Source organism: Mesorhizobium sp. M0306, assembly GCF_040321655.1.
In the GTDB taxonomy this organism is placed as follows: domain Bacteria; phylum Pseudomonadota; class Alphaproteobacteria; order Rhizobiales; family Rhizobiaceae; genus Mesorhizobium.
In genome coordinates, this window is the sequence record NZ_JAMYRY010000045.1 from 1 (window position 1) to 19,681 (window position 19,681).

Here is a 19,681-nt window from a genome sequence, read left to right on the forward strand (position 1 = left end):
CGCCCGCGCGCTCGAAGGCCTGCGCCAGGCGGTAGAGCGGTGTGCCGTCGACGTATTTGTGAACGAGCGCGAAGGCCAGCGTCGAGGCCGTGGCGATGCTGCCCGGCAAGGGTTGCGCGGGCATCGGCGCGGTCACGACCGGCGTGTTGATGCCGGTACGCTCACAATGGCGGCAAGCATATTTGAACCGCACATTCTGCAGGACCTTCGCCTTCACCTCGATATGAAGCTGCTCGGTAATGGTCTCGCCCATGCGATGCATCTGGTGACGGCAGCAAGGACAGACCTTCTGATCGTCGGGAAGGTCATACTCGACACGCTCGCGCGGCAGGTTTTCCGGCAAGGCCTTGCGGCCGCGCTTCTTTCCCGTCGCCCCTTCGCTCGCCGGCAAGCCCGTGTCCGGCAGGACAACGACGCCGCCATCTTCGTTGTCGGCGGCGTCCTCATCCGCGGCCTGTTCGGCTTCATTGAAGAGGCGGTCAATGTGCTTTTCACTGCGCGGCGCAAAACGATGCAGTCGTGCAAGCGCCAGCTCTTCCTCGAGCTTGACGACGCGTTCGGTGAGTTGACGGTTCTGCGCCTGCAGCGCAGCAATACGCGCCATCAACTCTTCAACAGTCGGTTCGCCGGGTCGATTCATCAGATTCTTGAATCGAAAGCATGCCGCCGCGTCAACCGCTCAATTCGAGAGCCCTCAACCGGCAACCTGATATTGCCGCACCGGATGGCGGACCATCGCATCGATGTCGATGCCGTCGAGGATCCAGTGCAATTGCTCGGTCGTAAGCGTGACCACCGCTGCCTCCCGGCGCGGCCACCGGAACCTGTCCTCGGTCAGCCGCTTCAGGACCAGCACAAAGCCCGAGCGATCGAAGAACAGGAGCTTCATCCGGTCGCGACGGCGATTGCAGAACGCAAAAACCGCCGGAGCAAACGGATCGAGCGCCATCGTCTCTTGGACCAGAACCGCAAGGCTGTTGATGCCGGCCCGGAAGTCGATCGGCTCGCGGTGCAGGTAGACTTTCAGGTCAGCGCCCAGTCTGAACATGACCCAGTGCTCCGATGGTCGCCGTCAATGCATCCACATCACCGCATTCCAGCGTCAACGTCACGCCGTTCGGCAGCGACGCGCTCACCTTGGCTGGAGAGGAAAAATGCGCTGTCCTTTTCGATGCCGACCAACGCACCCCATCGCAAGTCCCCGGCAAATCCACCGCAGCCATGCTGCTCTGTCGCAGCAAGGCCCGATCGGAAGTGCTTTCAATCTGAACCGGGATGAACGCCGATGGTGAGAGCGGCGGGAGGGACTGGGTCTCCGCGCGCTTCTTTATCCACTTCCGAAGAAGGTTCGCATTGACCCCATGTTGGAGCGCGAGCTTCGATACCGACACGCCAGGCTCAAGGCAGGCCGAGACAAGACGCTCCTTCGATGCGGCGTCGTATCGGCGTCGCCCGTCCCGACCGACAAGCCTCACCCGCAGTTTCTGCTCATCTTCTTCCATCACTTGGTGTCCACCTATTTTGGTGGACATCTCATGCATCAGAGCACTCAACAGCAAAAGGTGCGGGGAAATTCGCGCTTACGATGTATCTCTACCGCGCCATCGACAGCCTCGGCGACACGGTCGAGTTGTTCTTCAGCGAAAACCGTGACCTGGTGGCGGCCCAACGCTTCCTCCACAAGGCGCTGACGCGCGATGGCCGGCCGGAGCGCATCGTCACCGACGGCAGCCAGACCAATTACGAAGCGATCCTTTCCTGCGACGCTGAAAGCCGGCTGCGGCAGCGATCGCGGCGACCGCTGAAGCCGATCCGCATCCGCAATAGCCGGTATCTCAACAATCGGATCGAACAGGATCACCGGCGTATCAAGCGCCGCATTCCATCCATGCTCGGCTTCAAGTCGCAGGCGAGCGCCGTGGTTATCCTCTCCGGCATCGAGATGATCCACATGATGGGCAAGCGACAGGCGAGGTATGCCTACAAGTCTGTCGATCGCTGTTTCGATATCCTCGCTGCCTGACGGACAGGCCGAAATGGCCGTTCACACCCCCATTTCCAGGTTTGCGACAGAGCCTTTTGTCGGCGTTGCCGGCTTCGAAGGGCCGGTGCGCGCCGAGCGCATCAAGATCACCCCCGGCCACCTTGCTGCGGCCACTCGCCGAGTACGAAGCGGTGGTCGGAGGGAGCTGGTGATGACGACGCTAGATCATGACCTGCTGATCGCAATCCTGAATCGGCTGAAGTTGGGCAAGGCCACCCACGCCTGCTCCGAGGCCCTCCAGGGCAATGGTCTGAGACCTGGGCTCAAGCCCTTCGGCGAGGAGAATGAGACGCCGCTGGAGCTCGGGTGCAAGCGCTGCCACGCCCGCTCCGAGGCCCCACAAGGCCGAAGCGCAGTCGTCGGGGTCACGAGGCCCCTCTGCCACGACGACGAGACGCTGCTGGAGCCCGGTTGCAAGGGCTCCACAGATGGCCTGAACCTGGATCCGCCTTTCTTGAGGCGTTGCGACTATCATCGCGGCGACACGCAGCTCTTGATTTGTGTGCGACATCCTCAGCAGATCCATCGGGCTGAGCCGCTCAGCAATATCAACGAGAATGTCCAGCGGCAGATCAAGGATACTCAGAGGAGGAAACCCTTGATCTTGAGGCTCAGAGCGCGTCTGCTCCACTATAGAACAGGATGATTCACCGGGTCCTTCAACGCCAGCCGCCGGTCCGATGAGAGAATTGTCCCTGATATCACGCTCGATGGGGTTAAATGCCGAGATGGGCGCCTTGCCACGCTCCTCAATGCCCCTCATGATTCACCGCCTATAGCTACCAACTGAATGAATCATCGTGATTGTCGCGCAGCGGAATCCTCAAGGATCGGGCAGTTCGTAGGGGGCGCCGGTTTGACCAGGTTGAGCCCGCGAATTGCTCGATCGGACAAGATCCTAATTCTCGACCATGCGGTGAGGCTCGAAGGAGATCCTCGGGACGCACTCCAAGTTGTCGATCATGTTCGGCACACAAGGAAAGGGCGGCATTGCTGCCGCCCTTTCCGCTGTAGGTTGATAGGGGCTGGATTAGAAATCCATACCGCCCATGCCGCCCATGCCGCCGCCGCCCATGCCGCCAGGCATGCCGCCGCCAGCCGACTCCTTCTTCGGAGCCTCCGCGATCATGGCTTCGGTGGTGACCAGCAGGCCGGCGACCGAGGCCGCGTCCTGCAGAGCCGTGCGCACAACCTTGACCGGATCGACGATACCCATGGCGATCATGTCGCCATATTCGCCGGTCTGGGCGTTGTAGCCGAAGGTCGCGCCCTTGTTCTCGAGGATCTTGCCGGCGACGATCGATGCTTCCGCACCGGCGTTGGCCGCGATCTGACGGGCCGGAGCCTGCAGCGCGCGACGCACGATGCTGATGCCCGCGGTCTGGTCGGAGTTGGCGCCAGTGACGGTGATGGCCAGCGAAGCGCGCAGCAGGGCGACGCCGCCGCCGGGAACGATGCCTTCTTCGACGGCCGCACGGGTCGCGTTGAGGGCGTCATCGACGCGGTCCTTCTTTTCCTTGACTTCGATCTCGGTCGCACCGCCGACGCGGATGACGGCAACGCCGCCTGCCAGCTTGGCGAGACGTTCCTGCAGCTTCTCCTTGTCGTAGTCTGAGGTGGTCTCTTCGATCTGCTGCTTGATCTGGGCGACGCGGCCCTGGATGTCTTCCTTCTTGCCGGCGCCGTCAACGATGGTGGTGTTCTCCTTGGAGATCGACACCTTCTTGGCGCGGCCGAGCATGTTGAGGCCGACATTCTCGAGCTTGATGCCGAGGTCTTCGGAAATGACCTGGCCACCGGTGAGGATGGCGATGTCTTCCAGCATGGCCTTGCGGCGATCACCGAAGCCCGGCGCCTTGACGGCAGCGATCTTCAGGCCTCCACGCAGCTTGTTGACGACCAGCGTGGCCAGGGCCTCGCCTTCGACATCTTCCGAGATGATGACCAGCGGCTTCGAGGTCTGCACGACGGCCTCGAGGATCGGCAGCATGGCTTGCAGGTTGGAGAGCTTCTTCTCATGGAGAAGAATGTAGGCGTCTTCCAGATCCGCAACCATCTTCTCGGCGTTGGTGACGAAGTAGGGCGAGAGATAGCCGCGGTCGAATTGCATGCCTTCAACGACTTCAAGCTCGGTCTCGGCGGTCTTTGCTTCCTCGACGGTGATGACGCCCTCATTGCCGACCTTCTGCATCGCTTCCGCGATCATCGAGCCGACCGACACGTCGCCATTGCCGGCGATTGTGCCGACCTGGGCAACCTCTTCCGAGGTCTTGATCTTCTTGGCGTTCTTGATCAGCGTCGCGACGACGTCGGCGACGGCGAGGTCGATGCCGCGCTTGAGGTCCATCGGGTTCATGCCGGCGGCAACCGACTTGTGGCCTTCCTGGACGATCGACTGTGCCAGAACGGTCGCGGTGGTGGTGCCGTCGCCGGCGATGTCGTTGGTCTTCGAAGCAACTTCGCGGACCATCTGCGCGCCCATGTTTTCGAACTTGTCCTCAAGCTCGATTTCCTTGGCGACGGTGACGCCGTCCTTGGTAATGCGCGGCGCGCCGAACGACTTGTCGATGACGACGTTGCGGCCCTTGGGGCCGAGCGTGACCTTCACCGCGTCGGCGAGGATGTTGACGCCGCGCAGCATGCGCTCACGAGCGTCGCGGGAGAATTTTACGTCTTTGGCAGCCATTTTTAGCTCCTGGGCATTTCGCCCGAAATTCAGATTGGATGGTGCGGATGAAAGGCGGCGTGTCAGCCGATGACGCCCATGATATCGGCTTCCTTCATGATCAGAAGGTCTTCGCCGTTGAGCTTGACTTCGGTGCCCGACCACTTGCCGAACAGGATGCGGTCACCGGACTTGACGTCCAGCGGGACGAGCTTGCCGACCTCGTCACGGGCGCCGGAACCGACGGCGATGATCTCGCCTTCCTGCGGCTTTTCCTTCGCCGTATCGGGGATGATGATCCCGCCGGCGGTCTTCGCTTCGGACTCGACGCGGCGAACGACCACGCGGTCATGCAGCGGCCGGAAATTCGACTTTGCCATTTTTGGATTTCCTTGGTGCGAATGTTGAACGGTTCTCCGTTGCCGGAGCGTGCTTAGCACTCAGCCGAAGCGAGTGCTAACGCGGCAATGAGATAAGCCGCATGCTCCTGCTAGTCAAGACGGAAGAGCAAAGAGAAAAGAGCAGACAGCAAAGAGAAGAGAGTAAAGAGCGTGTAAGCATCGAGCCTTTTATGTGAACAATGTCGGGTATCAGACATATATGGGGCGGCTCACCCTTTGTATTTGAGCTTTATTCAGATGGCACGAATGATGCAACGGGTGATGCATTTGATCTCATCCAGAGGCTCGCACGGGGTCGTGCTGCGTCAGCTCGGTCATGTCGAGCTTCAGAAGGCCATTTTGGCATTGGTTCTGTTGCCCTATCGCCATTCATGACCAGTCCTGCGCGCGTGAGCCGGCCGGCTAGATTCCAACCACGAGAGCGCCGCCGCTGAGACCCGCACCCGCCGCCGACAGAAGGATTTTCTCTCCAGGCTGGAATGGCTCCGTCTGGTTGGCGAGCGAGAGCGACAGCGGGATCGTCGCGGCCGAAGAGTTGCCGTATTCGGCAATCGTCTTGACAATTGCTTGGTCCGCGATGCCGAGGTTCCTCCCGACCGCGTCGAAAATCCGAGTATTGGCCTGATGCGGCACGAACCGGCCGAGATCGTGTGGCCGCACTCCGGCAGCGGCTAGAGCGCTTGTCGAGCAATCGGTCATCATCTCCACGGCCATTGCGAACACTTCGCGGCCGTCCGTCATCCTCATTCGGGTTTGCGCGAGATCGAGGTCACCGTGGAACGGCTTGTTGCTTCCTCCTGCGGGAATCTGGATCAGCCCGTATCGCGAGCCGTCCGAATCCACCGAGGCACCGAGAATGCCCCGATCAGCATCATCGCACTGACCGATCACCAGGGCGCCGGCGGCATCGGCAAACAGGACCGAGCTTGCGCGCTCGGCTGGATTGATGCGGCGGCTGAGGATGTTGGCGGCGATAACAAGGCTCGCTTTGCCGTGCAGGCGGGTAAATCCGTCCGCGAACATGAGCGCGTAGATGAAGCCGGCGCAGGCGCCGGTCAGATCCACCGCGCCTGCGCGGCCAAGGCCAAGCTTGTGTGCGACCAGCGGCGCGCTGGGCGGCAGAAGATGGTCGGGCGTCGAGGTGGCAAGCAGCAGCAGACCGATGTCGTGGCGCGCAATGCCGGCGTTCGCCAGCGCCATGTCGCCGGCCTGCGCAGCAAGACCAGACAGCGTGTCTTCGTCGGTTGCCCAGAAGCGCGACCGTATCCCGGTACGCCTTTCGATCCAGCCTGGATCAAGACCGAGATTGCTCTCGATTTCGGCATTCGCCACCTTTCGCCCAGGCGCATGATGGCCAAATCCGAGAATGCGCGACGACTTGCTCATGGCCTGGACCCGAAGCGTTCGCCCGCCTCCTCAATGGCGTCATAGAGTCGCTCGAGCTCGTCGCCGGTGATGCAATAGGGTGGCAGAAAGTAGAGGACATTGCCGAGCGGGCGCACAAGTAGCCCTCGCTCGAGGAAGAAAGCGCGCAGTTTCGGTCCGATCTCGGCGAGATAACCTGCGGAACCGGTTCGCAGGTCGAGCGCCGCGATCGTGCCGGTCGCCCGGCAGTCGGTGAAGAAGCTGTTGTCGCGAAAGCGTCGAAGCCCGGTGGCCTGCATTGCGCTCAAGGCCGCAATGCGCTCGGCCACCGGCTCGTCCCGCCAGATCTCGACATTGGCAAGTGCTGCCGCGCAGGCAATCGGGTTGGCAGTGTAGGAGCTCGAATGGAAAAACGTCTTCTTCCGGTCCTCGGAATAATGAGCCTGGAAGACGACATCGGTGGCAAGCGTTACGGCCAGCGGGATGGCGCCGCCGGTCAGGCCTTTCGAGGTGCACAGGATATCTGGAGAGATCGATGCCTGCTCGCAGGCGAACATGGTTCCGGTCCGCCCCCAGCCGGTCATCACTTCGTCGGCGATCAGCAGCGTGCCGGAGGCCTCAGTGATCTTCTTCAATTCGGCCAGAACTGAAGCCGGATACATCAGCATGCCGCCGGCGCCCAGCACCAGCGGCTCGACGATTAAGGCTGCGGCTCGTCGATCGCGGGTCACAGCCTCTAAACGATCCAGCGTCTCCTGCTCGCGCCCCGCTGCCGGAAAGGGGATGGTGTCGACCTCGAACAGCAAGGGTTCGTAGGCGGCGTTGAACACGCCACGCGCACCGACGCTCATCGTGCCGATCGTGTCGCCATGATAGCTGTGATCCATGACGACGATGCGCGAGCGTGGGGCGCCGATGTTGCGGAAATAACTGAGTGCCATCTTCAGCGCTACTTCGACCGAGGTCGAGCCACTGTCGGAATAGAACACCCAGTCGAGTCCGGCGGGAGCGAGTCCGACAAGCGCCTTGGCCAAGCATTCGGCAGGCTCGTGCGTGAAACCTGCGAAGATGATCTGGTCGAGGCTCGAGGCGGTCGTCTCGATTGCCTTCATAATGCGGGGATGGCGGTGGCCATGGGTGACGACCCACCAGGAGGAAATGGCGTCCAGGATGCGGGAGCCGTCGGCCGTGTGGACATAGGCGCCTTCCGTCAGGACGATTTCAGGGATCGCCGGCTCGAGCGCGTGCTGGGTGAAGGGATGCCACACACGGGATTGCGTCATCATTCGCCTCCGGCAATCAAAGCGAGGTCGAAGCCGGCAATCATCGCTTGTCTCAGCGTTTTGTCCGTCAGCGGATCGAGGTGCGGCAGCCTGCCGAGTTGCGGCACGTCGCCGAATTCCACGATCGTCCGTTGCGTATCGGTCATCTCATCGCCGATGAAGGCGATGCCAGCCAGCGGGATAGCGCGCGCCCGCAGGGCTTCGATCGACAGCAAGGTGTGATTGATTGTTCCGAGCGCGGTGCGGGCGCACAGAATGACCGGCAACTGCCATTGCTCGAATATGTCGATGAACCTTGTCCGGCGGTTCAGCGGCACCATCAGCCCGCCGGCGCCTTCGATGACGAGCGGTGTCGGCAGGACCGGAAACGAAAGATCGGCAGCCTCGATCGAAACGTCGTCGATTTCGGCCGAACGATGCGGCGAAAGCGGGCTCTTCAAGCGGTAGGCTTCCGGCAGCACGCGCCCCGACGGCAGCCCGGCAAGTCGCGCAACCGCCTCGCTGTCGGTCTCGCCGTCGAGGCCCGATTGCACCGGCTTCCAGTAGAAACCGTCAAGCAGGCCGGCAAGCCCGGCCGAAAACACCGTCTTGCCAATTCCGGTGTCTGTTCCGGTGATGACGATGCGCTTGGTCATGTCGCCTCCGGTCATGTCTGGGCCAACACCTCGACGAGCGCCTCGAGCATGGCGAAAATGTCGGCTTCGCCGATATTGAGCGTCAGTGAGATGCGCAGCCGCGACGTGCCCTCGGGCACGGTCGGCGGACGAATGCCGCGTATGTCGAAGCCGCGGGCCTGCAGGCGCGCCGCCACTGCCATGGTGCGCCTGACATCGCCGATCACCAAGGGCTGGATCTGAGAGCCACTTGGTATCACGCCGCAGCGATCGACCAATTGGCGGCCTGCGAGGGCAACGCGTTCATGCAGCTGAACACGCCGCATAGGCTCGTCGGCGAGCATTGCGAGCGCTTCGCGCGCCGCGACCGCCATCAGCGGCGATGGCGCGGTGGCGTAGATGAATGGCCGGCAACGGTTGATCAGATACTCGCACAGTGTCCTCGGCCCGGTCACGAGCCCACCAGATGCGCCGAGCGCCTTGCCGCAGGTGTGGAGCGCGACGATGTTGTCGCGGCCCTCGAAAGCGGCGGCCAGCCCCCGGCCGTCCGGTCCCCAGACGCCGGTGGCATGCGCCTCGTCAATGACGATGAATGCGTCGTGCCGATCGGCAAGCGCGACCAGGCTCTCCAAAGGCGCGCAATCGCCATCCATGCTGTAAAGGCTTTCCACCGCGATCCAGACGCATCCCATGCCGCCTTCGGCGCGCCAACACGTGATCGCATCCTCGACAGCATCGACGTCGTTGTGCGCGGCCAGCTTGAACTCGGCACGTCCGGCCTGTGCCCCCTCATGCATGCTGGCATGGGCGAACTGGTCGAGGATCAAAAGGTCGCCCTTCTGCGGCAGCGCCGTCAGCAGAGCGAAGTTGGCGATGTAGCCGCTGCCGAAGAACAGCGCGCGGTCGGCTCCGAAGAACATCGCCGCGTCTGCCTCGAGCTGCTCGTGTTCCGGCGCATTGCCGCGCAACAGCCGCGACCCGGTGGCGCCAGCCGGCGTGCCACGCGCAATCGCCGCCGCAACCGCTTCGCCAAGTCTTTTGGAGGTGGCAAGCCCGAGATAGTCGTTCGACGAGAAGTCGAGCCCGGCGCGCGGCTTGAGCGTCCGCAGCCGGTCCTTGCGCGCCAGTCCCTGCAAGGTCGCCTCATAGCGGGCAAGCGGTGCCCCGTTCATTGCGCCTCGAGGTCCATCGGCTCGATGCCGAGGCGCCGGAACAGCAGGGTATCCTTGTCCTCGCCGGGATTGTCCGCCGTCAGCAGCGTGTCGCCGACGAAGATCGAGTTGGCGCCGGCAAAAAAGCACAGCGCCTGCATCTCGTCGGTCATGGCCGTGCGGCCGGCGGAAAGACGGATATGCGATTTCGGCATCATGATGCGTGCCAGCGCGATCACGCGCACGAATTCGATCGGCTCGATGGGCTTGGCGTCGGCAAGCGGGGTGCCGGGGATCGGGATCAGCATGTTGATCGGAACGCTTTGCGGATGTTCCGGCAGGTTGGCCAGCGTCACCAGCATGCCGATCCGGTCCACCGGCTCCTCGCCCATGCCGACGATGCCGCCGCAGCAGACATTGATGCCGGATTGGCGAACGTGCTCGAGCGTCTCGAGCCGCTCCGCAAAGCTCCGCGTGCTGATGATCTCGCTATAGTAGCGTTCCGACGTATCGATGTTGTGGTTGTAAAAGTCGAGACCAGCCTGCTTCAGTCGAGCGGCTTGCTCAAGATCGAGCATGCCGAGCGTCATGCAGGTCTCCATGCCCAGCGCCTTGACGCCTTCGACCATCGCCACCACCGCATCCATGTCGCGCGCCTTGGGGTTTCGCCAGGCCGCGCCCATGCAATAGCGGGTTGCGCCGGCGTCACGCGCTTTCTTCGCCTCGACGATGACGCGCCTGACCTCCATCAGCTTCGACGCCTTCAGGCCGGTCTCGTGATGCGCCGACTGGCTACAATAGCCGCAATCCTCCGGGCATCCGCCCGTCTTGATGCTGAGCAGCCGGCTGAGCTGGACCTTGTTTGGATCGAAATTCTGGCGGTGCACGGTTTGCGCGAGGAAGAGGAGATTGTTGAAGGGGGCATCGTGAAGTGCCTGAGCCTTCTCCAGGGTCCACGCTCCAGGGTCAGGGGATTGAGCCTGTGGCGATGTCTGCGTTGGACTGGCTGTTTGCATGTCCATGCTGTTCTCCGGTTCTGCCTTGCTTTGCTGTCTGATTGATGACGATCGGAAAGGACAGTTGATTCGATCCTGTTCGTTCCTCAGGCAATCATGAGTCCCAATAGTCGAGGCCGATATCCAGGATCGGCGCGCTGTGGGTCAGTCGGCCGACTGAAATCAGATCAACGCCGGTCGCGGCAATCGCTCGCGCTGTATCGGATGCGATCCCGCCAGAAGCCTCGGTGATAGCACGGCCGCCAACGATTGCGACGGCGCGGCGAAGATCGGCGAGGGACATGTTGTCGAGCAGAACCGCATCGGGAGCGAAGCCAAGTACCTCCTCCAACTGGGCCAGCGTATCGACCTCGACCTCGATCTTGACGAGATGACCGGCCCGTCTTCGTGCTCGCTCGAGCGCCGGGCGAACGCCGCCTGCGATGGCGATGTGGTTGTCCTTGATCAGAATTGCGTCGTCGAGGCCGAAGCGGTGATTGGATCCGCCACCTGCGCGCACCGCATACTTTTCGACTGCCCGCAATCCGGGCGTCGTCTTGCGCGTGCAGACGATCTTCGCGCCATATCCACGAACCGCAGCGACGATCGATGCCGTTGCTGTAGCGATGCCGCTCAGATGGCACAAAAAATTGAGTGCCGTCCGTTCGGCTGTGAGAATGGCCCGGGCAGGGCCAACCACTGATGCAATGACCTCTCCATCCATGACATTGGAGCCGTCTGCCCGCTCCACCGAGATTTCGATATCAGGATCAATCAAGCGGAAAGCGAGCATCGCCAGATCGAGGCCGGCGACAACTCCGGACTGGCGCGCCGCCAGCACGGTTCCCGCTTGGCGTTCCTTCGGGACGATGGCCTCCGTGGTCAAGTCGCCGGCTCTGCCAAGGTCTTCAAGAAGAGCTGCCCTTACAAGCGGCTCAAGCATGACCGTGGGAAGCGGTGAGAGCGTCATCACTTTGCCCCTTCGAGGCTTGGCGAGTGTCCGAGTTCCCGCGCAGCGGCCAAGGCGGCTTCGAGGGTGATTTCGGACCGTCGGGCGACAGTCGCATGATGAGGAAAGTCTGTCCGGTAATGAGCGCCGCGGCTTTCTTCGCGCAACAGGGCGGCAACCGCGATCATCAGCCCGGCAGCCGCCGGATCCGAGGCCGCGTCCTTGCTATCGGCGAGCGGCAATAAGGCACGTGCGGCTGCTTTTAAACCTTCACCATCCCGGACGATGCCGAGTGCGCGCGACAGGAAAACACGCACCGGAATCGGAGCGGGCGATGGGTAAACGTCCGCAAACGCAGGCTTTGTTCTGCGAGCAGGCGTTCCGGCGACACTTTCAGCGACCCAGCGCGCGCACACGACGGCCTCGGTCAAGGAATTGCTGGCGAGCCTGTTGGCGCCATGCAGTCCTGTCGAAGCGACTTCGCCGCAGGCCCACAGCCCCTTGACGGACGTCCTACCGGAGCAGTCCACGGCAACGCCACCCATGTGGTAGTGTTGGGCCGGACGAATGGGGATGAGATCGCGCGCGGGATTGATGCCGGCTCCACGACAGGCTGATGCGATTGTCGGGAAGTGTCGAGCAAATTCCGGGCCAGGCCGTTGCCGCGCGTCGAGAAAAACACGGTGGCCGTTGGCAAGATGGTTCCAGACGGCGCGCGCCAAGACATCACGAGGCGCGAGTTCCGCCCCTGGCACGCTCTGGAGAAAAGCTTGGCCGGTTTCGTCGATCAGGGCAGCACCTTCGCCGCGGACGGCCTCGCTGAGCAGCACCATAGGGCGTTCCGGGCCGTCAAGCGCGGTCGGGTGGAACTGGATGAACTCGAGGTCGGCAAGGACAGCTCCAGCGCGGGCCGCAAGCGCCAGGCCCTGTCCACAACTGCCCGAAGGATTCGTGGTGTCGAGAAACAGTCCCCCGATCCCACCGGTGGCGAGGACGACCCGCCGTGAGCCGAAGAAGACAGGTCCTATCGAACCGCTCGCCCAGACGCCTCGGATCGCATTCTCTCGCACCGCCAGCCGGCGCGCTTCCGCGCCCTCCACGACAACAATCGACGGAGTGGAACGCACAGCCGCGATCAGGGCACGCATGATCTCACGCCCGGTGCCGTCACCATGCGCATGAACGATGCGACGTCGGCTGTGTGCGGCCTCCAATCCGAGGCACAGTGATCCTTGCGGCGTACGGTCGAAGGGAACCCCAAAGCCCGCAAGCCCCTCTATCGCCTTGGGCGCGGCTTGGAGGATGCGGCTCGCCACGTCTGTGTCGCAGAGACCATCCCCGGCGGCAAGCGTATCGGCCAGGTGCAGTTCCGGATCGTCGTCTTCGCCGAAACTTGCAGCCAGACCACCCTGTGCCCACGTGCTCGAATTGTCAGCTCCCAGCAGCGTCCTGGACAGAAGCAGCACCGGCTCCGGCGCCAGTTGAAGCGCGGTCATCAGTCCGGCGATGCCGCCGCCGATGATGATGGGCCGCCCGAAGAAGCTGCGGAAATCGGCGCTCAAATTGCCAGCATCCGTTCGACCGCAAGCCGCGCGCGCCCGGCGATCCCGGGTTCGATGGTTACGATATGGTGGTTCTGCTCGAGCGCCATGCGGATGTTGGCAAGCGTGATCCGCTTCATGTGCGGGCACAAATTGCAGGGCCGGATGAACTCGACCTCTGGGTGCGCTAACGCGACGTTGTCGCTCATCGAACATTCCGTCATCAGCACGACACGTGCCGGCCTTTGCCTTTCGACATAGTCGGACATGGCAGCGGTCGAGCCGGAAAAATCTGCTTCAGCGACGACGTCGGGCGGGCATTCGGGATGCGCGAGCACGATTACGCCGGGATGGCTTTCGCGCAACTCGCGGATGTCGGCCGGTGTAAAGCGCTCATGCACCTCGCAATGCCCTTTCCAGGCGATGATCTGCACATCGGTCTGGGCGGCGATATTCTGGGCCAGATATTCGTCCGGCAACATGATCACCTGGGGAACGCCAAGGGATTGGACGACCGCCTTGGCGTTGCCGGATGTACAGCAGATATCCGACTCGGCTTTCACTTCGGCTGACGTGTTGACATAAGTGATGATCGGCACGCCGGGATAACGCTGGCGCATCAAGCGCACGTCTTCTGCCGTGATCGATTCCGCCAACGAACAGCCTGCCCGCAGGTCGGGAATGAGCACCGTCTTTTGCGGATTGAGCAGCTTGGCCGTTTCGGCCATGAAATGTACGCCGGCCAGCACGATGACTTGCGCCTCGATCGTCGCAGCCGTGCGGGCCAGTGCCAAGCTGTCGCCGACGATGTCGGCCACGCAATGGAAGATCTCGGGGGTCTGATAGTTGTGCGCCAGGATGATGGCGTTGCGCTCGCGCTTCAGTGCAAGGATCGCCTCGATATCCTCGACGAAAGCCGGCCATTCAATCGGCGGGATCACTCGTCGGACGCGCTCGTAGAGAAACGCGGTCGCAGGCAGCATGGCGCTCATCGACCCCTCCCAGCTTATACTCTAGGTGAAAATAACCAGCATATACTTGCTGTGAGTATAAGCGATGTCAACCCCGCGCCAGCGGCAATTTTGTCCCGGCGATGACCCTCTCGTCGAGAACGGCGTGGCGGAACCGGTAAAGCTTCGCTGGCCGGCCGCCGGTCTCCGCGGTTGCCTCTCCGGTCTCTTCGACCAGCTCCTGCTGCTCGATCAGCCGGCGAAAGTTCGGCTTACGCACGAGCCTGCCGGCAAGCGCCTCCACGGTTCGCTGCAGCTGCAAAAGCGTGAAGACCGGCGGCATCAGCTCAAAGACGACCGGCCGGTATTTGATCTTGGAGCGCAGCCGCGCAATGCCGGTCGCCACGATGCGGCGATGATCGGCGACCATAGACTTGCTGGGCACCAGCGGAGGCAGCGTCGCGTCCCGTCCGCTTCCGGCCTCTTGGACCAGGCCTGCTTCGTAGACTAACTCATAGCGTTGAAGCGTGAGTTCCTCGTTCCAAAGGCGGTCGTCGAAGCCGAAGGCTATCGTCGCCCGCTGCCAGCGTTCACGTCGCGTGGCCGCGTCGCTGACGCCGTCTGCCCATTCAATCAGGCGCGGTCGCAGAACGTCCAGCACGACCGGAGGCGTGCCGGAGCGGTGGTCCTCCCATGGAAAATATTCATACCAGCTCTGCCAGCCGCACTTGGGCGAGCCAGCTGCCTGTTCCTTGCGGGTCAATGCGAGATAGCTGATGGAGATGACGCGCTGCTGGCGCTCGGCGCCGATGCGATCCCGATCCGCGAAGGTGTAGAGTTGCTCAATATACCCCAGCGGATGGCCGGTCTGCTGCTCGACCCACCCCCTCAAACCGGATTGCAGCGATCGGTGCTCAAGCGCAAATGGTCCGGAGGGAAGGGTGTCCGCCTGGCCGATGGTGAGGACACAGGGTTCACTGTCGTTTACGGCGACGACAAAGGCGATCAGGTCCACTTTGACTTCGTCGGCTTTGACGGCGGCTCTGTCTTTCCTGGGTCCTTTTGCCTGATCGTCCATGTTCGCGAAAGTGGTTGGCCAGCTCGGGGGCGCCTGAATCGATTTAAGTGTAAGCGCGCCTGTCCGCACGTCAACACCGCACAGCTGCACGGCCATTTTTAGCTCTTCGCACTTGCACAAAAATGTGGCAAACGCGACACCCGCGGTTGGTAACGTTGGGGAAGGAGGGTCCATTGAGTGCGTTTGGTGACACCAAGGCGATCACACCGCCGGATATTCGTTCGCGCAAAGGTGGGACGCCGCTCGTCTGCCTTACCGCCTACACGACGCCAGTCGCCCGGCTTGTCGATCCCCATTGCGATGTGGTGCTGGTCGGCGACAGCGTCGGCATGGTTCTCCACGGCCTGCCCTCGACGCTCGGTGTGACGCTGGAGATGATGATCACGCACGGCCAGGCCGTGCGCCGTGGCCTCGAGCAGGCGCTGATGGTCGTCGATCTGCCGTTCGGTTCCTTCGAGGAAAGCCCCGAGCAGGCTTTCCGCAATGCCGCGCGCGTCATGGCCGAGACCGGCTGCGCGGCCGTCAAGCTCGAAGGCGGCGAAACGATGGCAGAGACGATCGGCTTCCTCGCCGCGCGCGGCGTGCCGGTCATGGCCCATGTCGGCTTGACGCCGCAGGCGATCAACACCATCGGTGGCTACCGCGTGCAAGGCAGAGGCGGGGATGCCGAGCGCATCAGGCGCGACGCGCTTGCGGTGAGCGAAGCGGGCGCCTTTGCGGTCGTGCTGGAGAAGGTTCCCGAGGCGCTCGCCCGCCGGATCACCGGGGAGGTGGCGACCCCGACCATTGGCATCGGTGCCTCGGCAGCCTGTGACGGCCAGATTCTCGTCGTCGACGACATGCTGGGCCTCTTCGGCGACTTCCGGCCCAAATTCGTCAAGCGCTATGCTGAACTGGGGGAGGCCGCTGCGGCTGCGATCGCGGCCTATGCGCGGGAAGTGAAGGAGCGCCAGTTTCCGGCCGCCGAGCACGTGTTTGCCGATGCGCCCAAGCCCGCCGACGCGGACGCCACCAAGAGCGGAGAAGCAGCGTGAGCGTGCCGATTGTCAGGAGCGTTGCCCAGCTTCGCCAAATTGTCGCCGCATGGCGCCGCGAGGGCGTGAGGATTGCCGTCGTGCCAACGATGGGTGTCCTGCATGAGGGCCATCTCAGCCTGGTGCGCGCGGCACTCGTGAAGGCCGACCGGGTGATCGTGACGCTCTTCGTCAACCCGAAGCAATTCAACAGCCAGGCCGATCTCGCCGCGTATCCGAGCACCGAGGACGAGGATGCCGCCAAGCTGGCACCGCTTGGCGCGCACCTGCTTTATGCGCCGGATGCAGAGGAGATGTATCCGGCGGCCTTCGCCACGACCGTTTCGGTGTCCGGTGTCAGCGAGGGCCTGTGCGGTGCCTTCCGGCCGGGACATTTCGATGGCGTGGCGACCGTCGTCGCCAAGCTCTTCCTGCAGACCAGCGCTGACTTCGGCTTCTTTGGCGAAAAGGACTTTCAGCAGCTTCAGCTAGTCAGGCGTATGGCCCGGGACCTGGATATTCCAATCACCATTGTTCCTTGTCCGACAGTCCGCGAAGCCGACGGTCTTGCACTATCATCGCGCAATGTCCGGCTCTCGCAAGCAGAGCGTGCTGTTGCCCCCGAGCTATCATCGGTCTTGCTCGAGACGGCTGAGCGGCTTGCCCGCGGCTCGCCCGTCCTGCCAACGCTTGCCGAAGCGCACGCAGCAATTCTGGCTGCGGGCTATCGCGAGGTCGAATACCTGGAACTTCGCGACGAGGCAGATCTGCGACCCATGACAAGCCTTGACCGACCTGCACGCTTGCTTGTCGCGGCCTGGCTCGGCGGCACACGGCTCATAGACAACGTCAGAATATCACGGGTTTCAACAGATTAACGGGGTTCTCGGCACGCGCTGTATCCGTCCGGGATCGTTTAAAACAAGGTCTCTGCCTGGCATCGAGCGATCACGGAGGTTACGCAAAGCGCAAATGCATCGCGTGTTTGAGAACTTCGTCGAGCAACTGTCTGCAAGTGTTGATGCTGCCGATCTCCGTGAGGCAATGGCATCCGCTGCAGCCGGCTTCGATTTTCCGCTATTCGCCTATTTCACTTACCCGTCGGCCCCCGGCGACGCCCCGCAATTGATCTCAAACTATCCTTCATCCTGGACATCACGTTATCTGCAACAGCGGTACCACAGTCTTGATCCGGTCATCCTGCGCGGGCTGCAAGGCTGGGATACCTTCGATTGGGGTGTGGATCGCGCTCGGCATTGTCTGCCGAATTCGCAGCAACAAATTCTGGAGAGTGCGGCTGAGTTTGGCATCCGCGGCGGCCTGACGATATCCATGCATGATCATTGCGGCCGGTTTGCTGCCCTGACCTTTGCTTCCGACGAGTCCCGCCCGCCTCTGTTGCGGTCACTGACACGTTACGAAAAAGCATTGCAGCTGGTGGCCATCAACTTTCATATCCATGTCCGGCGCAGGCTCGCCGACGATCGCGTGGTGGATGGTGTAACGCTCACCCCGCGGGAGTTCGAGTGCCTGAAATGGGCGGCGCGCGGCAAGTCGGCTTGGGTTATCAGCCAGCTTCTCGGCGTCTCAAAGCGCACCGTGACCTTTCATCTGGAAAACGCCAAGGCAAAGCTTGGCGTTCGAACGATCAACCAGGCCGTTGCACGACTGGCTGCCTCCGGCCAGGCGAGATCCTGATTCGTCGGCCACGATAGCTGTAAACCTCTACAGGCTGCATCGCTGCCGGCTTTGCCCTTCGATGGCGGGAACACATCCCGCACGGAGGCGACCATGATGCAGCTGATAACACCAGACCTTTACGACGAGTTCGCAAGCGAGCTCAAAGAGATGCACGGGCTCAGGTTTCGGGTGTTCAAGGAAAGGCTCGATTGGGAAGTTGATACCGAAGACCAGATGGAAACAGACCCGTTTGATGGTCTGAAGCCTGTCTATCTGCTCCTCAAGGGATCCGACTGGCGAATTCGCGGTTGCGTGCGTCTTTTGCCCAGCACCGGACCCACAATGTTGCGCGACACGTTCCCGGTGCTGCTGGGTGCTGACGTCGTGCCCTCGACCTCCGACATATGGGAGAGCAGTCGTTTCGCGCTCGATCTTCCTCCGTCGGCGCCCAAGGCAGCGGGCGGACTGGCCCAGGCAACCTACGAGCTCTTCGCGGGCATGATCGAGTTCGGCTTGGCCAAGGATCTGACCCGGATAGTAACGGTGACGGATACGCGCATGGAACGGATCCTTCGCCTCGCGACGTGGCCATTGTCGCGCATCGGACAACCCAAGTCCGTCGGCAAAACCGAGGCGGTGGCCGGGTTTCTCGAGATTTCCCGCGCGAGCCTTTTGCGCATCCGCAGCAGGGGACGTCTGAGCGGACCGGTACTGTGGCAACCGGTTCTAGGCCCGTCGGCATTGTGGACACCTGAGCCGTGAAGGATTCTGGTCTGCCCAAGGAAGCGACGGTCGGTCTTGTATGCTGGCCGGACTGGCGTCGTCACGAAGCTTACCACTACGCCAGACGATTGCCACGCACTGCCTGGGCCTGGGAGTTTCTTCGGCGCAATCCACAATTCCAGCGCGACCACGCCAAAATGGCACCGTCCGCCTGCATTGTCGGAGCCCAGGCCGACATGAACATAATCGAGTTGACGACAGGATCATCTTTCCTAAGACAATGGAGCCTCCTTTTTCGCGGACGCGCCACAGTCGGACGCTACGTCGGCAAGGGTCTTTTGGGATCCGCGCGACTGCGCCCGTATTCTACGAGCGGCCGCGGAGCCGGTTGGGCTCGACCACGATTTTGAACCGCTTGATCTTTCTTCGCTCTCGTGCTGCAAGGACATCCTGCTGACACCTGCCGGCGTGCAGCACGTGCTGCTGAGGGAGGACTGCCGGAGTCTGCAGATCGCTCTTTCCGGTGCATCCGTTCTCCGCCCGTTGCGGCTATATGTCGACGCGATCGTGCAGCCGCAGCACCTGAAGTTCCATGTCGCTGCCCTTCAGTTCCTGAACGACATCAATGGTTGCGGCCGCCTGGCAGCTGCTTGCTTTCCGCCGGAACCCCGCGGAGCGCGTCTGCGTATCGTGCTCCAGGCTTTGGACGGCTCGCTTGCGGGAGCATCTCATCAGGAGATCGCCATTGCCCTGTTCGGGAGACGCCGTGTCGAAGAAGATTGGTCTCATCCAGGTAGCCATCTTCGCGATCAGGTGCGTCGCGCGATCCAACGTGGCCGCTACCTGATGGGCGGCGGCTATAGACAGTTCCTGATGTAATTCGGGTGACAGCTTGGTGATTGTCTTATTCGAAAACGCGCAGGCATCAATCTCCATTTCTCACTGCTATTGTGCCTTGTACAAGACGTGACACGCGCCTAGTTCTTCCGCAGCGGGAATCGGGTTTGAGTAATACGGACGAAGCACTGAGAACCAACGTTTTCGTGATAGTGCATTCATGCCCCGAGAATCCTGATGACGTTTCGAACCCCGACAAAGCCGGCGCTGACTGAAACGGTCGCTGAACGTGCTCTGTGGCCTGCGCCGCCTGACTCTCGGTTTCGGCCATGCCGACCAACAGCGTATTGATAGGCCATCGCGGGCTAAACTCTACCGGCGAAAGCCGCGTC

At 62.2% G+C, this 19,681-nt stretch carries 21 protein-coding genes and 1 pseudogene; 8 read left to right on the forward strand and 14 right to left on the reverse strand.

Annotation, left to right across the window (positions count from 1 at the left end; genetic code table 11):
* From NKI95_RS31780 to tnpA, 3 genes are all read right to left on the reverse strand, one after another.
* Positions 1 to 640, reverse strand: a 640-nt coding sequence (locus tag NKI95_RS31780) for an IS66 family transposase zinc-finger binding domain-containing protein (RefSeq protein WP_352721782.1), incomplete at its 3' end; no start/stop codon positions are given.
* 54 nt (positions 641 to 694) lie between these two features.
* A complete protein-coding gene (gene tnpB, locus NKI95_RS31785; protein ID WP_023721448.1) occupies positions 695 to 1,048 on the reverse strand; it encodes an IS66 family insertion sequence element accessory protein TnpB in 354 nt (117 codons plus the stop codon).
* Positions 1,029 to 1,502 (reverse strand): IS66-like element accessory protein TnpA, encoded by a 474-nt coding sequence (gene tnpA, locus NKI95_RS31790; RefSeq protein ID WP_352721784.1) that lies wholly within the window; start codon positions 1,500 to 1,502, stop codon positions 1,029 to 1,031. Before tnpA ends, tnpB begins: the two co-directional genes overlap by 20 nt.
* An 83-nt stretch (positions 1,503 to 1,585) precedes the next feature.
* Here tnpA and NKI95_RS31795 point away from each other — a divergent pair.
* Positions 1,586 to 2,023, forward strand: a pseudogene (locus tag NKI95_RS31795) (DDE-type integrase/transposase/recombinase); the annotation flags it as partial.
* A 13-nt stretch (positions 2,024 to 2,036) separates the two neighbouring features.
* Positions 2,037 to 2,690 carry a hypothetical protein gene (locus NKI95_RS34585; RefSeq protein WP_502909284.1) on the forward strand — a complete coding sequence of 218 codons (654 nt, stop codon included), beginning with the start codon at positions 2,037 to 2,039 and terminating at the stop codon, positions 2,688 to 2,690.
* 384 nt (positions 2,691 to 3,074) lie between these two features.
* On the opposite strand, the gene groL is transcribed toward NKI95_RS34585, so the two are convergent.
* The 11 genes from groL to NKI95_RS31855 form a co-directional block, all read right to left on the reverse strand.
* Positions 3,075 to 4,730 (reverse strand): chaperonin GroEL, encoded by a 1,656-nt coding sequence (groL, locus tag NKI95_RS31805; protein WP_352721787.1) that lies wholly within the window; start codon positions 4,728 to 4,730, stop codon positions 3,075 to 3,077.
* A gap of 62 nt (positions 4,731 to 4,792) precedes the next feature.
* On the reverse strand, positions 4,793 to 5,089 hold the full coding sequence (groES, locus tag NKI95_RS31810; RefSeq protein WP_352692538.1) for a co-chaperone GroES: 297 nt from the start codon (positions 5,087 to 5,089) through the stop codon (positions 4,793 to 4,795).
* Between the two features lie 423 nt (positions 5,090 to 5,512).
* Positions 5,513 to 6,496: a 3-oxopimeloyl-[acyl-carrier-protein] synthase BioZ gene (gene bioZ, locus NKI95_RS31815; RefSeq protein WP_352594790.1), complete on the reverse strand. Its 984-nt coding sequence runs from the start codon at positions 6,494 to 6,496 to the stop codon at positions 5,513 to 5,515.
* Positions 6,493 to 7,758: an adenosylmethionine--8-amino-7-oxononanoate transaminase gene (locus NKI95_RS31820; RefSeq protein WP_352721790.1), complete on the reverse strand. Its 1,266-nt coding sequence runs from the start codon at positions 7,756 to 7,758 to the stop codon at positions 6,493 to 6,495. Before NKI95_RS31820 ends, bioZ begins: the two co-directional genes overlap by 4 nt.
* Positions 7,758 to 8,393, reverse strand: coding sequence for a dethiobiotin synthase (gene bioD / locus NKI95_RS31825; RefSeq protein WP_023679599.1), 636 nt, complete (start codon positions 8,391 to 8,393; stop codon positions 7,758 to 7,760). The genes NKI95_RS31820 and bioD overlap by 1 nt, the downstream gene beginning before the upstream one ends.
* A gap of 11 nt (positions 8,394 to 8,404) precedes the next feature.
* The gene (locus tag NKI95_RS31830) at positions 8,405 to 9,544 is read right to left on the reverse strand and encodes an 8-amino-7-oxononanoate synthase (RefSeq protein ID WP_352721791.1); all 1,140 of its coding nucleotides are present in this window, start codon (positions 9,542 to 9,544) and stop codon (positions 8,405 to 8,407) included.
* On the reverse strand, positions 9,541 to 10,539 hold the full coding sequence (gene bioB, locus NKI95_RS31835; RefSeq protein ID WP_352595658.1) for a biotin synthase BioB: 999 nt from the start codon (positions 10,537 to 10,539) through the stop codon (positions 9,541 to 9,543). Before bioB ends, NKI95_RS31830 begins: the two co-directional genes overlap by 4 nt.
* 94 nt (positions 10,540 to 10,633) lie before the next feature.
* On the reverse strand, positions 10,634 to 11,488 hold the full coding sequence (gene nadC / locus NKI95_RS31840; RefSeq protein WP_352595624.1) for a carboxylating nicotinate-nucleotide diphosphorylase: 855 nt from the start codon (positions 11,486 to 11,488) through the stop codon (positions 10,634 to 10,636).
* Positions 11,488 to 13,029: an L-aspartate oxidase gene (locus tag NKI95_RS31845; protein ID WP_352721793.1), complete on the reverse strand. Its 1,542-nt coding sequence runs from the start codon at positions 13,027 to 13,029 to the stop codon at positions 11,488 to 11,490. Before NKI95_RS31845 ends, nadC begins: the two co-directional genes overlap by 1 nt.
* Positions 13,026 to 14,000 (reverse strand): quinolinate synthase NadA, encoded by a 975-nt coding sequence (nadA, locus tag NKI95_RS31850; RefSeq protein ID WP_352508058.1) that lies wholly within the window; start codon positions 13,998 to 14,000, stop codon positions 13,026 to 13,028. The genes NKI95_RS31845 and nadA overlap by 4 nt, the downstream gene beginning before the upstream one ends.
* A 67-nt stretch (positions 14,001 to 14,067) precedes the next feature.
* Positions 14,068 to 15,036, reverse strand: a complete 969-nt coding sequence (locus NKI95_RS31855) for an NUDIX hydrolase (RefSeq protein WP_023722073.1) — start codon at positions 15,034 to 15,036, stop codon at positions 14,068 to 14,070.
* Positions 15,037 to 15,209: 173 nt separating this feature from the next.
* Between NKI95_RS31855 and panB the strand changes: the two genes are divergently transcribed.
* The 6 genes from panB to NKI95_RS31885 all read left to right on the forward strand — a co-directional run bounded on the left by panB (position 15,210) and on the right by NKI95_RS31885 (position 19,331).
* The gene (panB, locus tag NKI95_RS31860) at positions 15,210 to 16,070 is read left to right on the forward strand and encodes a 3-methyl-2-oxobutanoate hydroxymethyltransferase (protein ID WP_352492864.1); all 861 of its coding nucleotides are present in this window, start codon (positions 15,210 to 15,212) and stop codon (positions 16,068 to 16,070) included.
* Positions 16,067 to 16,927, forward strand: a complete 861-nt coding sequence (panC, locus tag NKI95_RS31865; protein ID WP_352721795.1) for a pantoate--beta-alanine ligase — start codon at positions 16,067 to 16,069, stop codon at positions 16,925 to 16,927. Before panB ends, panC begins: the two co-directional genes overlap by 4 nt.
* A 94-nt stretch (positions 16,928 to 17,021) precedes the next feature.
* Positions 17,022 to 17,747: a LuxR family transcriptional regulator gene (locus tag NKI95_RS31870; protein ID WP_352518022.1), complete on the forward strand. Its 726-nt coding sequence runs from the start codon at positions 17,022 to 17,024 to the stop codon at positions 17,745 to 17,747.
* Positions 17,748 to 17,840: 93 nt separating this feature from the next.
* Positions 17,841 to 18,491 carry an acyl-homoserine-lactone synthase gene (locus tag NKI95_RS31875; RefSeq protein ID WP_352458529.1) on the forward strand — a complete coding sequence of 217 codons (651 nt, stop codon included), beginning with the start codon at positions 17,841 to 17,843 and terminating at the stop codon, positions 18,489 to 18,491.
* Complete coding sequence (locus tag NKI95_RS31880) at positions 18,488 to 18,862, forward strand: transcriptional regulator domain-containing protein (RefSeq protein WP_352721796.1); 375 nt, start codon at positions 18,488 to 18,490, stop codon at positions 18,860 to 18,862. The genes NKI95_RS31875 and NKI95_RS31880 overlap by 4 nt, the downstream gene beginning before the upstream one ends.
* 157 nt (positions 18,863 to 19,019) lie before the next feature.
* On the forward strand, positions 19,020 to 19,331 hold the full coding sequence (locus NKI95_RS31885; protein WP_245278728.1) for a DUF2285 domain-containing protein: 312 nt from the start codon (positions 19,020 to 19,022) through the stop codon (positions 19,329 to 19,331).
* Positions 19,332 to 19,681: the final 350 nt, after the last annotated feature.

Bases quoted from the DNA above. Each gene is read 5' to 3' on its own strand.
- bioD (WP_023679599.1), bottom strand. From the start codon at position 8,393: ATGACCAAGCGCATCGTCATCACCGGAACAGACACCGGAATTGGCAAG.
- NKI95_RS31820 (WP_352721790.1), bottom strand. From the start codon at position 7,758: ATGACGCAATCCCGTGTGTGGCATCCCTTCACCCAGCACGCGCTCGAG.
- nadC (WP_352595624.1), bottom strand. From the start codon at position 11,488: ATGACGCTCTCACCGCTTCCCACGGTCATGCTTGAGCCGCTTGTAAGG.
- NKI95_RS31870 (WP_352518022.1), top strand. From the start codon at position 17,022: ATGCATCGCGTGTTTGAGAACTTCGTCGAGCAACTGTCTGCAAGTGTT.
- NKI95_RS31875 (WP_352458529.1), top strand. From the start codon at position 17,841: ATGATGCAGCTGATAACACCAGACCTTTACGACGAGTTCGCAAGCGAG.
- groL (WP_352721787.1), bottom strand. From the start codon at position 4,730: ATGGCTGCCAAAGACGTAAAATTCTCCCGCGACGCTCGTGAGCGCATG.
- NKI95_RS31855 (WP_023722073.1), bottom strand. From the start codon at position 15,036: ATGGACGATCAGGCAAAAGGACCCAGGAAAGACAGAGCCGCCGTCAAA.
- groES (WP_352692538.1), bottom strand. From the start codon at position 5,089: ATGGCAAAGTCGAATTTCCGGCCGCTGCATGACCGCGTGGTCGTTCGC.
- nadA (WP_352508058.1), bottom strand. From the start codon at position 14,000: ATGAGCGCCATGCTGCCTGCGACCGCGTTTCTCTACGAGCGCGTCCGA.
- tnpA (WP_352721784.1), bottom strand. From the start codon at position 1,502: ATGGAAGAAGATGAGCAGAAACTGCGGGTGAGGCTTGTCGGTCGGGAC.
- bioB (WP_352595658.1), bottom strand. From the start codon at position 10,539: ATGCAAACAGCCAGTCCAACGCAGACATCGCCACAGGCTCAATCCCCT.
- NKI95_RS34585 (WP_502909284.1), top strand. From the start codon at position 2,037: ATGGCCGTTCACACCCCCATTTCCAGGTTTGCGACAGAGCCTTTTGTC.
- bioZ (WP_352594790.1), bottom strand. From the start codon at position 6,496: ATGAGCAAGTCGTCGCGCATTCTCGGATTTGGCCATCATGCGCCTGGG.
- NKI95_RS31830 (WP_352721791.1), bottom strand. From the start codon at position 9,544: ATGAACGGGGCACCGCTTGCCCGCTATGAGGCGACCTTGCAGGGACTG.
- tnpB (WP_023721448.1), bottom strand. From the start codon at position 1,048: ATGTTCAGACTGGGCGCTGACCTGAAAGTCTACCTGCACCGCGAGCCG.